The sequence below is a fragment of the Dryocola sp. LX212 genome (assembly GCA_041504365.1).
In the GTDB taxonomy this organism is placed as follows: domain Bacteria; phylum Pseudomonadota; class Gammaproteobacteria; order Enterobacterales; family Enterobacteriaceae; genus Dryocola.
Genome location: CP167917.1, coordinates 3,942,006 through 3,955,972, shown reverse-complemented (window position 1 = coordinate 3,955,972; position 13,967 = coordinate 3,942,006). Strand labels below are relative to the sequence as shown.

The following is a 13,967-nucleotide window of genomic DNA, read 5'->3' as shown; positions in this document are numbered from 1 at the left end:
TTTATTTTCCTTGCGGGAGCAACAGGGTCTCCCTCACTAAGTAGTGTAGTGGGCCAGCCGTAAAACGATGGCGAAAACAGCATCACTTAGTTACTCAATGAAAAAGTATTTAATAACCTAATGAAATTATTAAAAATACGGGATGCACCTCCCGCATTATAAGGATTATGGCTAAGTTTAAAAGTGTGACGCTGATCATGTTTAATCGCCTGCGAAGTTAAATTCAGCGTCGCTCAGGAACCTCAGAACGTAATCCCGCACGTTTTTCCTGCCCCTTATCCCTGTTTTTGACTAGTCTGGACAGACAGAACAAACGCAGACCATGGAGATTATAATGGCCCAGACTTCCCAGATTAACCGCCGCTTCGTGCTGGCAAAACGCCCGCAGGGCATGCCGACCACTGAAGATATCGTCCTGCAGGAAGATAAAATTCCGCAGCCTACGCAGGGGCAGCTGCTGTTACGCACCCTCTATTTATCTCTCGACCCGTATATGCGCGGCCGCATGGATGACGCTGAGTCCTACTCTGCGCCGCTGCAAATAGGCGACGTAATGTGCGGCGGCACCGTCTGCCGCGTTGAGCAATCCCAGCATGCCGATTACCAGCAGGGCGACCTGGTGCTGGCCTATACCGGCTGGCAGGACTATGCGCTTTCTGATGGAGAGGGCCTGCAGAAGCTCGATGCCGACATGGATCACCTGTCCTATGCGCTTGGCCTGTTAGGCATGCCGGGCTTCACGGGCTATATGGGGCTGACCGACATCGGCAACCCGCAGCCGGGCGAAACGGTAGTTGTCGCCGCCGCCAGCGGCGCGGTGGGCTCGGTCGTCGGCCAGGTTGCTAAACTGCGCGGTGCACGAATCGTGGGGATAGCGGGCGGGGCGGACAAGTGCCGTTACGTCACCGAAACGCTGAAGTTCGACGCCTGCATTGACCACAAGGCGCCGGACTTTGCCGAACAGCTGAAAAAGGCCTGCCCGCAGGGCGTTGACGTCTATTTCGAAAACGTCGGCGGGGCGGTCTTTGACGCGGTGCTACCTTTGTTTAATACCTCCGCCCGCGTGCCGGTCTGCGGCGTAATCAGCCAGTACAACGGGCAGAACAGCGCCTTCACCGATGACCGCCTGCCGCTACTAATGGGGACCATCCTCAAAAAGCGCATGCGCGTGCAGGGATTTATTATTTCGATGGATTACGGCGATCGTTACCCGGAGTTCTTCAAGCAGATGAGCCAGTGGCTGGGTGAAGGTAAAATTCAGTTCCGCGAAGATATCGTCGACGGCCTGGAAAACGCCGTTGAGGCGTTCCGCGGCCTGCTGGTGGGTAAAAACTTCGGCAAGCTGATCGTTAAGGTTGCTGAATAATCAGGTTAAAGTTCGGTGGATGGCGCTACGCTTATCCACCCTACAACCCCAAACCGTAGGTCGGATAAGCGCAGCGTCATCCGACAAATTAACTATCGGATATGCGGCCCGTCCCCGACGGAATCCCGCATTAGCAGCTCCGAAGTAAAGACGTTGTCCCGCGATAAATAACCGCCGTCCAGCATGGAGATCAGGCGGTTAATCACTTCCCCCATCATGTCGCTGACCGGATCTTTCACGCTGGCCAGCGACGGACTGAGGAACGGTGCGGTGGGGATGTCATCGAAGCCAATCACCGAGACGTCTCCCGGTACCGACACTCCGCGCTCATTAAGCTTCTTCATGGCGCCAACGGCCATATCGTCATTGCTGGCGACTATCGCGCTGAAGGCTAACCCGCTGCCCAGCAGCAGTTCCGCTGCGGCAAAGCCGCTGGTTGGCGTCCATTTTCCTGGCGCGACCAGTCTTTCATTAAGCGCGATCCCCGCCGTAGATAACGCCTCTTTATAGCCGGAAAAACGTTCGATGGCGGTTGGCGAGTCCATCGACCCGGTGATAAACGCAATATCCCGGTGCCCACGTGCAATCAGCTGTGTCGTCGCCTTAAAGCTTGCGCCTTGGTGGTCGCAGCAGATGCAGTGACTCTGGTGTTTTCTGAGCTTGCGGTTAACCACCATTATCGGCTGCTTATGCTGTTCGATGATCTCGTCCATGGCGTCGGTGCTCAGGAAGCGTGGATAGATAATTATCGCATCGCACTGTAAATCCAGCAGAAATTCTATAGCCTCGCGCTCTTCATCGGCGCTATGTTTGCCGTCCATCAGGATAAGCTGGCGGCCATTGTCTTCTAACTTTTTTGCCGCCTGGGAGAGGATTTCGCTGAAGTAGCTGCCGTTATACAGCGTGTTGGTGACCACCAGGCCGATGCACTGCGAAGTGTTGGTGGCCAGGTTTCTTGCCAGCAGGTTAGGGCGATAGCCTGTTTCTTTAATTGCCTGATATACAAGCTCTTTTGTGGCTTCGCCCACGTAGCCCTTTCCAGACAGCACCCGTGAGACGGTGGCTTTTGAAACGCCCGCTTTTTTCGCCACTTCCAGCATTGTCGACATAGTTTTTCCCGCCCCTGATGAGTGCCCTCATTCTACACATTTCGGGGGGAAGAATAAGCGCAAACCTGGCGTTACCACGGCGTAAAAAGACGTTTTTTACCGATCCTCATCACAAAAAAAGAAGCGTAAAAAACTTTTAGTTGATCTGATTTGAAGATGTAAACACTCTTGTGTGGAACCGGTTACCTACCCCTGAGAACTGTTAAACATGTCTAAGAATTATGCGGCAGTATCCCAATCGATAGTCAGTGCCCTTGGCGGAGCGGGCAATATCGCCGCCGTCACGCACTGCATGACGCGCCTGCGCTTTGTCCTCAACGATGATGCCGCGGTAGACGCGGGTAAGCTAAAATCCATCAGCGGCGTGCTGGGCGTGGTTAGAAGCGAGAACCAGTGCCAGGTGATTATCGGTAACACGGTTTCACAGGCCTATGCCGAAGTGCAGAAGCTGCTGTCGGGCGGCGCGGGCGGGACATCAGACGTTGCTCCCGTAAAACAGAAGATCACCCTGAAGCGCATTGGCGCGGGCATTCTGGATGCGCTGATCGGCACCATGTCACCGCTGATCCCGGCGATCATCGGTGGGTCGATGGTCAAGCTGCTGGCGATGATCCTCGATATGACGGGGGTCTTTGAGAAAGGCTCTTCGACGCTGGTTATCCTCAACGTTATCGGCGACGGGGCGTTCTTTTTCCTGCCGGTGATGGTGGCGGCCTCCGCCGCGGTGAAATTCAAAACCAACATGTCGCTGGCGATTGCTATTGCCGGGGTGCTGGTGCACCCGAACTTCGTTGACCTGATGGCGAAGGCGGCACAGGGCCAGCCGGTTGAATTTATGGGGCTTTCCGTCACCGCGGTGAAATACACCTACACGGTAATTCCCGCGCTGTGCATGACCTGGCTGCTCTCTTACATTGAACGCTGGGTGGATAAAATCACGCCTGCGGTGACAAAAAACTTCCTTAAACCGATGCTGATCGTGCTGATTGCTGCACCCATTGCCATCATGCTTATTGGCCCGCTGGGTATCTGGATCGGCACCGGGATCTCTTCGCTGGTCTACACCGTGCATAGTTATCTGGGCTGGCTGTCCGTGGCCATTATGGGCGGGCTGTGGCCGCTGCTGGTGATGACCGGCATGCACCGCGTGTTTACCCCGACCATCATCCAGACCATTGCGGAAACGGGCAAAGAGGGCATGGTAATGCCGTCGGAAATTGGCGCGAACCTGTCGCTTGGCGGCTCTTCTCTCGCGGTGGCATGGAAAACGAAAAACCCGGAGCTGCGCCAGACCGCGCTTGCGGCGGCGGCCTCCGCCATTGTGGCAGGCATTTCAGAGCCCGCGCTGTACGGCGTGGCCGTGCGTCTGAAGCGCCCGCTCATCGCGGCGCTAATCAGCGGCTTTGTCTGTGGTGGCGTGGCCGGTGTGGCGGGGCTTGCCAGCCACTCGATGGCCTCCCCGGGGCTGTTTACCAGCGTGCAGTTCTTTGATCCGGCTAACCCAATGACTATCGTCTGGGTGTTTGGTGTCATGGCCCTTGCGGTGGTGCTGTCGTTCATACTGACGCTGGTGCTCGGCTTTGAAGATATCCCGGTTGAAGAGCCAAAAGAACAGGCGCCCGTTGCCAGCTCGCAGCGGGCCGTACAGGTTAATTAAAGAAACAGGAGCTATTTCATGGCTGAGTCCATTTTCCCGGCAGACTTTTTATGGGGCGGCGCTATCGCTGCCAACCAGGCCGAAGGCGCATATCTGGAAGGCGGTAAGGGTATTACGACGGTTGATATGATCCCGCACGGTAAGGACCGTCTGCCCGTTAAGCTGGGCGTGGAGAAACGCTTTACGCTGCGCGATGACGAATTTTACCCAAGCCACGGGGCGATAGATTTTTATCATCGCTACAAAGAAGACATCGCGCTGATGGCGGAGATGGGCTTCACCGTGTTTCGCACCTCCATCGCCTGGAGCCGTATTTTCCCGAACGGCGACGAACAGCAGCCGAACGCAGAGGGCATCGCCTTCTACCGCGCTCTGTTCAGCGAGTGCAAAAAGCACGGCATTGAGCCGCTGGTGACGCTGTGCCATTTCGACGTGCCGATGCATCTGGTACGCGAATACGGTTCATGGCGCAGCCGTAAAATGGTCGATTTCTTCACGCATTATGCCCAAACCTGTTTCGAAGCCTTCGACGGGCTGGTGAAATACTGGCTGACCTTCAACGAGATCAACATCATGCTGCACAGCCCGTTCTCCGGCGCGGGGCTGGTGTTTGAAAAAGACGATAACAAAGAGCAGGTGAAGTACCAGGCCGCGCACCACGAGCTGGTGGCGAGCGCGCTGGCCACCAAAATTGCCCATGAGGTGAACCCGGAAAACCAGGTTGGCTGTATGCTGGCGGGTGGGAATTTTTATCCGTACTCCTGCAAGCCGGAAGACGTCTGGGCGGCACTGGAAAAAGATCGCGAGAACCTGTTCTTTATCGATGTGCAGGCGCGCGGGGCTTATCCATCCTACGCCAGACGCCTGTTCAAAGAGAAGGGGATCGTGGTTGAGATGGAGCCGGGCGACAGCGAAATCCTCAAGGATACCGTCGATTTCGTCTCCTTCAGCTACTATGCCTCCCGCTGCGCGTCTGCCGACATGAACGACAACAACAGTAACGCGGCGAACATCGTTAAATCCCTGAAAAACCCGTACATAGAAGCAAGCGAGTGGGGCTGGGGGATTGACCCGCTGGGCCTGCGCATCACCATGAACATGATGTACGACCGCTACCAGAAGCCGCTGTTCCTGGTGGAAAATGGCCTGGGCGCGAAAGATGTCGTCAACGAGCAGGGTGAAATCAACGACGACTACCGCATCAACTACCTGCGTGAACACATCAAAGCGATGGGTGAAGCGATAGAAGATGGCATCCCGGTGATGGGCTACACCTCCTGGGGCTGCATCGATCTGGTGTCGGCATCAACAGGCGAGATGAGCAAGCGCTACGGCTTCGTCTACGTTGACCGCGACGACCAGGGCAGCGGCACGCTCGCCCGCACCCGCAAGAAATCGTTCCACTGGTATAAGAAGGTGATCGCCAGCAACGGGATGGATCTGGAATAGTCGCACGCTATTTGCCTAAGGCGCGATATCTTCATTACTATCCAGAAAGCTGTAACAGCAAATTTCTGCTTCCTGTCCACGGTTCTCACCGTTCCAGCACCACCGGTCGCCCGAGTGTGGCCGCTAACAGAGGGAAAGACTATGTCCGGATTTAAAGAAGGTTTCCTGTGGGGCGGCGCGGTTGCTGCGCATCAGCTGGAAGGCGGCTGGCAGGAGGGGGGTAAGGGCATAAGCGTAGCGGATGTGATGACGGCGGGGGCGCATGGCATACCGCGTGAAATTACCAACGGCGTACTGCCAGGTAAAAATTATCCGAACCATGACGCTATCGACTTTTATCACCGCTATAAAGAAGACATTCAGCTGTTTGCGGAAATGGGCTTCAAATGCTTCCGCACCTCCATCGCCTGGACCCGCATCTTCCCGCTGGGGGACGAACAGGAGCCGAACGAAGCCGGCCTGCAGTTCTATGACGATCTGTTTGATGAGTGCTTAAAGCACGGTATCGAGCCGGTGATCACTCTGTCGCATTTCGAAATGCCTTACCACCTGGTGACGGAGTACGGCGGCTGGCGCAACCGCAGGCTGATCGACTTCTTCGTGCGTTTCGCAAAAGTTGTTTTCACCCGCTATCAGCACAAAGTGAAGTACTGGATGACCTTTAACGAGATCAACAACCAGGCTAACTTCCACGAGGATTTCGCGCCGTTTACCAACTCCGGCCTGAAGTATGAGCCGGGTGAAGATCGTGAGCCGGTGATGTTCCAGGCCGCGCACTATGAGCTGGTTGCCAGCGCTCTGGCGGTGAAAGCGGCGCGTGAAATTAATCCTGAACTGCTGGTGGGCTGCATGATTGCCATGTGCCCAATCTATCCGCTCAGCTGTGCGCCACGCGATATGATGATGGCGATGAACGCCATGCACCGCCGCTACTGGTTCACCGATGTGCACGTGCGCGGCAAGTATCCTCAGCACCTGCTCAACTACTTTACCCGCCGTGGCTTTGAGCTGGATATTACCGCTGAAGACCATAAAGCGCTGGCCCAGGGCTGCGTGGATTACATCGGCTTCAGCTATTACATGTCGTTCGCCACCAAAGCAACGGATGACAACCCGCAGCTGGATTACGACGAATCGAAGAGCCTGGTCTCCAATCCGCATGTCCAGAAATCCGACTGGGGCTGGCAGATTGACCCAGTGGGGCTGCGCTACTCCCTTAACTGGTTCTGGGATCACTATCAGCTGCCGCTGTTCATCGTCGAAAACGGCTTTGGCGCGATTGACGTGAAGCAGAGCGACGGCACGGTGGACGACCAGTACCGCATTGACTACATGGCAACCCACATCGCGGAGATGAAAAAAGCGGTCGTTGAGGATGGCGTAGACCTGATGGGCTACACCCCGTGGGGCTGCATCGACCTGGTGTCCGCCGGGACGGGCGAGATGAAAAAGCGCTACGGCTTTATCTACGTGGATAAAGACAACGAGGGCAGCGGCACGCTGAACCGCAGCCGTAAGAAGTCCTTCGGCTGGTATAAGAAAGTGATTACCAGCAACGGCGAGGATTTAGCGTAGGGCGGACTGAAGGCGGCCCGGCGGGATGCCGGGCCGCAGCATCAAGGTAAACCGGTCGCGTAAATATTCTGGAAGATCCCTCGAATTTCAATACTGAAGAAGATTATTATCCGTCAGAAATAGCGTACTCATAGCCCTTTTGAGCTGCTGATCAAAGGAGGATCGGCTATGACAGAAGCCGTATGGATATCGCTGATGTGCGGGCTGGGTTTGCTTGCTGGCTGTGTACTGAACCGCCAGATAGGGCGCTACCCTCAATGCCGAGTGCGCGCTCGCTGGCGTTACTCGCTGGTGATAGCGGCGGCGCTGGGCAGCGGGTCAGTCGCGCTGTATTGTCCGCCCGGGCTGCTTGCAATGGCGCTGGCGCTCTGCGTCTGGCTGCTGATTGCCCTTACTGCCATAGATATAGAACTGATGCTGCTGCCGGACGTTCTCACGCTCCCCCTGTTATGGCTGGGATTGCTGACGAATCTGCACGGCGCGCTGGTGCCGCTGAGCGATGCCGTACTGGGCGCCGTCATCGGTTATTTATCTCTGTGGCTGCTCTACTGGGGATTCCGGCTGGCAACCGGTAAGGAGGGGCTGGGCTATGGCGATTTTAAGCTTCTGGCCGCGCTGGGCGCCTGGTGCGGCTGGCAGCGGCTGCCGATGCTCCTGCTGGTAGCCGCGCTGGCGGGGATACTGTCTTTCCTGGTTTTGCGCCTAAGCGGACGAGCAGGGCGAGGCGAACCTCTGCCCTTTGGACCCTGTCTGGCGCTTGCAGGCTGGTGGGCGCTCGTTATGCCTTTAGCCGCGACAGCGACGTAATAAAAACTTAAAGCGCATTTTCCCAGACGGCCTGCGGCAGCAGGTAAACTGCCTTTTCAGCGTCCTGGCCTGCGGTCACAATGTGTTTAATCCCGCTCGCCATGACGGCCAGCGTAACGTCAAAGGCGTTCAGGCTGTCGCCGAAGCCGGCGGTCAGGTTCAGCATTGAGCCATTTGCCATCAGGTAGATGGTTTTGCCGTTCAGCCGGTAGGCGTTGACGTAAGGCATCACCTCCTCATTAGGGAAAGGGTGCAGGTAGCCACAGTCGATCTCTTCGGCGACGTGCCCTACGTTGAGGATAAACACGCCGTCTTTCGTCTTATCCAGCACTGCGGCACTCACGACTTTTTTCGCGCCGGTTGCGGTCGCGATGACATCTGCCGCCTCGATGACCTCATGAATATCAACAACGTGCCAGCCATCGTAGGCCGCCTGTAAGCGACGAGCCGGGTCGAGCTCGGTCACCATGACCTGCCCGCCGTAGGCTTTTGCCGCCGCCGCCACGCCCTGGCCTACCAGGCCATAGCCAATCACCAGCACTCGCTTTTCATGCAGCGTCAGGTGGGTCGTCTGGAAGAAGGTCTGCCAGGCAGTCAGCCCGACCATGTGACGGTTGTGAAGCCCCTCTTTCACCGGCAGATCGTCCCAGTTAAAAATAGGGTAGCCAGGGCGCAGATCCGCCAGGCGATTCACGCCGGAGCCGGTTGCTTCGAGACAGGCAACGACGTCGCCAAAGTCGCCGCGCTGGTGCAGCAGGGTGGTGATGTCCGCCCCCATTTCACAAAGGTGGGTCGGACGCCAGGCGATGGCTTTTTCCCATGAATCCCGCCAGTCGGCATCGCTCATGTTGCGCCACGCGCAGGCTTCGGCTCCGGCCTCGACCAGGTAAGCGACAACTTCATCCTGCACGGTAGTCGGGTTGCAGGTAGTCAGGAATATCTTCGCATTCTTTCTTAATAGCCCTTCCACCAGCGGGATCATCTTCAGATCGAGATGCATGTTGCAGGTAAGGCGCACATGACTCAGGTCGGGAAGCAACTCAACCTGCTTCAGCGTGCGAACCATATGACGGCACGACCATTCAATCTCTTTTTTAAACATCTCGCTTTTGGGGTTCACTGGCATTCCTTATTATTTATTTTTGAGCGTTTCAGATGGCTGAGAATAACAAAGTAAAGACCCGTATTAACATCTGCGGGTCTTTTTCTTATCCGCCAATCGGCTGCAAATTATTCAATCGCATCCAGAATAGTCGTTGTGTACTCATAGTCTTTCGTTTGGAATGGGTTCAGGCTGCTGGTCGCCAGATCCCCCATGTCTGGGAAATCACGGGCAGCGACCACATGGCTATCAGGTTTTGCATACTGTGCGGCTTTTGTTGCGTCCGAGAAGGTGAACATTTCGCCGTCCACGTCGTTCTGACCAATCATTGGAATAACACCGATCAGCTTGTACAGGTCGGCCGCAGATTTATCCGGATAGACTTTTGCGAGATTGGTTTTTGTGCCTTCGATAGTGATGATGGCCGCATCGCCCATCTCAATTCTCGCCTGGCCCTAATCCATTACCATAATCTGCACATTCAGCGGCGGGCCAATCTTGCTGGCGTAATTCACCATCGCAATGCCTTCAGAGATTAAGCCCGTAGGCATAACCGGCAGCGTCAGGCTAAACCACAGTTCTGGATACTGCTTTATCGCTTCCGGCGCGACCGGGAAGGCGACCTGGTGGTTGTAATAACCCGCGGTTTCGAAATCGAAATCAATCTGCCTGATACCCTAATCCTTATTCAGGTCGAGATAGATTTAGGTCATTTTGTAGTGGCACACTGAATTTGGTCACCTGAACAGAGGTGATATGCTCACCTCACAACAACACAGGTGCACCAATGAAAAGAAAAAATTTTAGTCCTGAATTCAGACGTGAGTCAGCCCAGTTGGTTGTCGATCAAAATTACACTGCCGCTCAGGCAGCGAAGGCCATGGACGTTGGCCTTTCTACGATGACGAAATGGGTAAAACAGCTGCGTGATGAACGGCAGGGCAAAACGTCAAACGCCTCTCCAATAACCCCGGAATAAATCGAAATACGTGAGTTAAAGAAAAACCTGCAACGTATTGAAATGGAAACGAAATATTAAAAATCACCCTGTAAATAATTCTGTGTAACTGCCATCGTATTAAAGGTGATCGCTCAGGCGGTCACCGAACTCGATAATAAAGCGACTCATCGCCAACCGCCAGTTTTGGATCGGCATACTCCATTTCTTTGAAGCATCCTTGATCGCCAGATAAATCACTTTCGCACCGAGTCGTCTGTCGGGAACACCTTTCGTTTTTTGATAGCTGCACGGATAACGCTGTTCAGCGACTCGATGGCATTCGTGGTGTAGATGGCCTTGCGAATATCAGGCGGATAGCCGAAGAACGTATTGAGATTTTCCCAGTGCGCCCGCCAGCTTTTGCTGATTTGCGGATATTTATCGCCCCATTCGCCCGCGAACGCATCCAGCGCCATCAGCGCCACCTCTTCGGTCGGAGCCTGATAAACTTTCTTCAGGCCGCTGGTGACGGCTTTGTAATCCTTCCACGACACGTATTTCAGGCTGTTACGCACCATATGGATGATGCACAACTGGATGTGAGCCTGTGGGTAGACGCTGTTTATCGCATCCGGGAAACCCTTCAGGCCGTCCACGCAGGCAATCAGGATGTCCTGAAGTCCGCGTTTTTTCAGCTCCGTCAGCACATTCAGCCAGAACTTTGCGCCTTCATTTTCGGCCAGCTACATATCCAGTAATTCTTTCTGACCTTCGGTATTGATACCCAGCGCCAGGAAGACGGCTTTGTTTATTACACTGTTATTCTGACGAACTTTTACGACAATACAGTCCATATAAACAATGGGATACAGCACATCCAGTTGTCGGTTTTGCCACTCAGCGACCTGCTCTTTTACGGCGTTGGTGACTTTATATATCAGCGTGGGCGACACATCGGCGTCGTACATCTCTTTGAAGGTGGCGACGATTTCGCGCGTGGTCATCCCTTTGGCATACAGGGATAAGATCTGGCTGTCCATCTGCGTGATACGCGTCTGGTTTTTCTTAATTAACTGAGGTTCAAAGGTATTTTCGCGGTCACGCGGTGTGTTCAGCTCAATTTCGCCGTCATCGCACAGCAGCGTTTTTGACGAGTAGCCATTGCGGGTATTTGAGCCTTTTTTGGGGGCATTTTTCTCGTGCCCGAGGTGATCAGTCAGTTCTGCATTGAGCGCCGTTTCGACGGTAAGCTTCGTCAGCATCCGGGAAAACTGGTTGAGATCTGCTTCGGTTTTAAGGCCTTTAGCCAGTTCAGCAGCCAGTGCTTTGAGTTTCTTTTCGTCCATAATTTGCCTGTCTCCGGTGTTGGAGTGAACATATCAAAAACAGGCAGATACACAATTTAAATTACAGTCTCGTAATAAATTAAGTTACTTACTACGCGTCAGGCATCCTGGCGCATTCGCCGTCAATAAAATAACCTTCCCCATCGTCTGGCAATCCGTAGCGTGACACCCTGCAGCGAACGCCCGGAGCGTCTCCGCTGTATTGCATCCGGTTCTGGCGACGCTCGTACACCGTCACTTTTTCCAGCAGACCATCTTTAGCCATGCTTTCCAGTGTGCGGCGGGTTGATTCTACCTGGTGCTTTTTATCGAAGCTGCTCATCTGGTGAAGCAGTTAGGCAACGCCGGACACATCGAGCGGCGGCGCACCTATTTCACTTTTGACCCATTCCCGGTTATCAGGCTCGAAAAAGCTGAGGCTCTCTTTTTTTCTGGCGGTAAGTCGCATATTGAGGGATTCCTTATTGTGGGATACATTTATCCTACAGTAAGAAATGAGGTTAAAATTAAATATTTAAGTATATATTTAACGATTAGGTGTCGATTATTTGAGCTAACTTGCTTTGCAAGCAACCAAACGATCTTTACCCGGCGTTAACTGCTAATGGCACCCCCACGGCACCCCCAAAGAACAAAAGGACTCACGATTTCTCGTAAGTCCTTGATATTTGGTGGCCCCTGCTGGACTTGAACCAGCGACCAAGCGATTATGAGAACCCTTCAAATCAATCTAAAAACAATAACTTAGTTAAAAATCAGCTGGTTATAAAATCAATATATGGCAGTAAAAGGCAATATGTCTAAGTTCATGCGACACTTTTGCGACATACTCAGCGTGTGAACTTTTAGAGACCATTCAACTTTTCAGATATGAGCCTTTCAATACGATATTTATCAAGGCCACTTTCTAGATTGGCTCTTTCTTGGATTTCGGCAAGGACAGAATGAATCCAATCATTTTCTCTTACTAGGCTTCTTTTTATCTCTCCATGTTCATATCTAAATTCAAGCGCGTTCTTTACCTTATGCCAAGTTGATCTTGGAGAAGACAGCCATATATCTACGAATTCAGAACTTTCAATATCAGCTAAGACATCAATTTTCGCGTATTTCCCGGCGTGTTGGTATGTGTATGAAATTAAAGAAATGAAAGTTTCAATGTCGCTTTTAAATAATCCCTTCAATTCTTCAGCTATAGCAGGGTATCTATTTATCAAAGCTTCATCTTGCTTCTCACCAATAAATTTTCTTAGTCTTTTTATGTTATCATTGTATTCAGGTAAGCACCAAAAAGCGTGGCCAAGATAATTGTCACTCAAATGTGTATAAAAGAATCTATCTTCGGTTATATCTTTTAGATTATTATTGGTAATTAAGTCAATTATGTAATCTTGGCATTCTACTTCAACATCATCAAATGAGTTTTCTGTCACTCCTTTATGTGATAATAAAAATTTTATATGAAAGGCATGAAGAATTTCACCAATGTCTCGGAAGTGTTTCGCATCAAACTCTTTGAGAAACATCTCGATAGCAGTATTAACGGTATCACTATCAAGTTTATCAAAGCTATAAATGATCAACCAATTTGGAGATACTTCACCTTCAATGAAATAAACTGAGTTGTCTAATGATAAATTAAATTCGTCTGAATCATAGTAACCATTAAATAGAGCGTTGATTAAACTTGAGTCAGAAGCAACAGAACTTGAAAAATTTATTGTTTTATACTTGCTTTGTATTAAGGAGATTTTTGGTTCTATTACTTCCTCTTTCTCTTCTTCAAGATTCCCAAGTTGTGAAAGTTCAAAATCATGTATTAATTTCTTTCTGTTTTCAATGTCATTACGCTTCAAGTAACCTGTTCGACATTCAATATTCAGCGATACAAATATTGCTAATAGATCTTTCATTGCCGCAGTGTTATCTGTATGCTTTTTCTTTAAGCAGTCTATTAATCTAACTGTGTCATTAATAATATGTTTTAGTATCCGCAGAGACTTACTTTCAGAATTGTTAAATATTTCGACAATTAAGTTCTTGAAATTATTTCTAATATATTCAAATCTGAAATCATTGGTAATTACATCGAATACTTTATCTATTTGTGGGGTTACTCTAAGCGTTACCCCGAAAACTTTTTCTTTAGTATCTGTGAGTCCTTTCTTTATTTTTTCATCATGGGCGATAGCAATAACTCTACATTTATGATGCTCAACGTATTTATTGATAGCACCCAGTATTTCGTCTGGTTCTAAACTGCTTCTTTCTAAATCATCAAAAATAATTATTTTATCTTTTAATACATTTTCTCTCATTAGTGTGTTAGCTAATCCTGCAGATAAATTTCCAATGCTTAGTGATATGCCAGCAGCACCAACATCAACGTCTTTATGATTATTTATTGTGGACTTTATCTTTGCTTTTCTGGGGTGCATTGCAGCATATACAGAGGTGTAAATATCTTCTAGACTGCTAAGTCCGAAGAGACTTATATAATACATGTCATATGCTTTAAATGTTTCTTCTATCAGAAATGTTTTACCTGACCCCACTCCCCCGTCAATAATATAGCATACCCAGGTGCAGTTAGTTTTGAATAGTACTGTAATGATT

At 51.4% G+C, this 13,967-nt stretch carries 9 protein-coding genes and 3 pseudogenes; 6 read left to right on the top strand and 6 right to left on the bottom strand.

Features of this window, described 5'->3' with window-relative positions; all coding sequences use genetic code 11:
- Positions 1-334: 334 nt before the first annotated feature.
- Positions 335-1,366, top strand: a complete 1,032-nt coding sequence (locus tag ACA108_18985; protein XEX95392.1) for an NADP-dependent oxidoreductase — start codon at positions 335-337, stop codon at positions 1,364-1,366.
- A 92-nt stretch (positions 1,367-1,458) separates the two neighbouring features.
- On the opposite strand, the gene ACA108_18980 is transcribed toward ACA108_18985, so the two are convergent.
- A complete protein-coding gene (locus ACA108_18980) occupies positions 1,459-2,475 on the bottom strand; it encodes a LacI family DNA-binding transcriptional regulator (protein ID XEX95391.1) in 1,017 nt (338 codons plus the stop codon).
- Positions 2,476-2,683: 208 nt separating this feature from the next.
- Here ACA108_18980 and ascF point away from each other — a divergent pair, with 208 nt between their 5' ends.
- The 4 genes from ascF to ACA108_18960 all read left to right on the top strand — a co-directional run bounded on the left by ascF (position 2,684) and on the right by ACA108_18960 (position 7,963).
- A complete protein-coding gene (gene ascF, locus ACA108_18975; GenBank protein XEX95390.1) occupies positions 2,684-4,132 on the top strand; it encodes a PTS cellobiose/arbutin/salicin transporter subunit IIBC in 1,449 nt (482 codons plus the stop codon).
- A gap of 18 nt (positions 4,133-4,150) precedes the next feature.
- Positions 4,151-5,581: a 6-phospho-beta-glucosidase gene (locus ACA108_18970; protein XEX95389.1), complete on the top strand. Its 1,431-nt coding sequence runs from the start codon at positions 4,151-4,153 to the stop codon at positions 5,579-5,581.
- 141 nt (positions 5,582-5,722) lie between these two features.
- Entirely contained in the window at positions 5,723-7,156 is a 1,434-nt protein-coding gene (locus ACA108_18965) for a 6-phospho-beta-glucosidase (protein XEX95388.1), read from the top strand.
- A gap of 168 nt (positions 7,157-7,324) precedes the next feature.
- Positions 7,325-7,963: an A24 family peptidase gene (locus ACA108_18960; protein XEX95387.1), complete on the top strand. Its 639-nt coding sequence runs from the start codon at positions 7,325-7,327 to the stop codon at positions 7,961-7,963.
- 7 nt (positions 7,964-7,970) lie between these two features.
- Here the strand turns inward: ACA108_18960 and ACA108_18955 are convergent, their stop codons facing one another.
- Together ACA108_18955 and ACA108_18950 are read right to left on the bottom strand one after the other, a co-directional pair.
- Positions 7,971-9,065 (bottom strand): adenosylhomocysteinase, encoded by a 1,095-nt coding sequence (locus ACA108_18955; GenBank protein ID XEX98163.1) that lies wholly within the window; start codon positions 9,063-9,065, stop codon positions 7,971-7,973.
- 128 nt (positions 9,066-9,193) lie between these two features.
- Positions 9,194-9,502 carry a hypothetical protein gene (locus ACA108_18950; protein XEX95386.1) on the bottom strand — a complete coding sequence of 103 codons (309 nt, stop codon included), beginning with the start codon at positions 9,500-9,502 and terminating at the stop codon, positions 9,194-9,196.
- A gap of 350 nt (positions 9,503-9,852) precedes the next feature.
- Between ACA108_18950 and ACA108_18945 the strand changes: the two are divergent.
- Positions 9,853-10,041, top strand: a pseudogene (locus tag ACA108_18945) (transposase).
- Positions 10,042-10,143: 102 nt separating this feature from the next.
- Here ACA108_18945 and ACA108_18940 read toward each other — a convergent pair.
- The 3 genes and pseudogenes from ACA108_18940 to ACA108_18930 all read right to left on the bottom strand — a co-directional run bounded on the left by ACA108_18940 (position 10,144) and on the right by ACA108_18930 (position 13,855).
- Positions 10,144-11,351, bottom strand: a pseudogene (locus ACA108_18940) (IS256 family transposase).
- Positions 11,352-11,442: 91 nt separating this feature from the next.
- Positions 11,443-11,799 (bottom strand): annotated as a pseudogene (locus tag ACA108_18935) (hypothetical protein).
- A gap of 397 nt (positions 11,800-12,196) precedes the next feature.
- Entirely contained in the window at positions 12,197-13,855 is a 1,659-nt protein-coding gene (locus ACA108_18930; GenBank protein XEX95385.1) for a hypothetical protein, read from the bottom strand.
- Positions 13,856-13,967: the final 112 nt, after the last annotated feature.

Excerpts from the sequence above, each read along its gene's own strand:
- ACA108_18985 (XEX95392.1), top strand. The coding sequence starts at position 335 with ATGGCCCAGACTTCCCAGATTAACCGCCGCTTCGTGCTGGCAAAACGC.
- ACA108_18980 (XEX95391.1), bottom strand. The coding sequence starts at position 2,475 with ATGTCGACAATGCTGGAAGTGGCGAAAAAAGCGGGCGTTTCAAAAGCC.
- ascF (XEX95390.1), top strand. The coding sequence starts at position 2,684 with ATGTCTAAGAATTATGCGGCAGTATCCCAATCGATAGTCAGTGCCCTT.
- ACA108_18970 (XEX95389.1), top strand. The coding sequence starts at position 4,151 with ATGGCTGAGTCCATTTTCCCGGCAGACTTTTTATGGGGCGGCGCTATC.
- ACA108_18965 (XEX95388.1), top strand. The coding sequence starts at position 5,723 with ATGTCCGGATTTAAAGAAGGTTTCCTGTGGGGCGGCGCGGTTGCTGCG.
- ACA108_18960 (XEX95387.1), top strand. The coding sequence starts at position 7,325 with ATGACAGAAGCCGTATGGATATCGCTGATGTGCGGGCTGGGTTTGCTT.
- ACA108_18955 (XEX98163.1), bottom strand. The coding sequence starts at position 9,065 with ATGTTTAAAAAAGAGATTGAATGGTCGTGCCGTCATATGGTTCGCACG.
- ACA108_18950 (XEX95386.1), bottom strand. The coding sequence starts at position 9,502 with ATGGGCGATGCGGCCATCATCACTATCGAAGGCACAAAAACCAATCTC.
- ACA108_18930 (XEX95385.1), bottom strand. The coding sequence starts at position 13,855 with ATGTATTATATAAGTCTCTTCGGACTTAGCAGTCTAGAAGATATTTAC.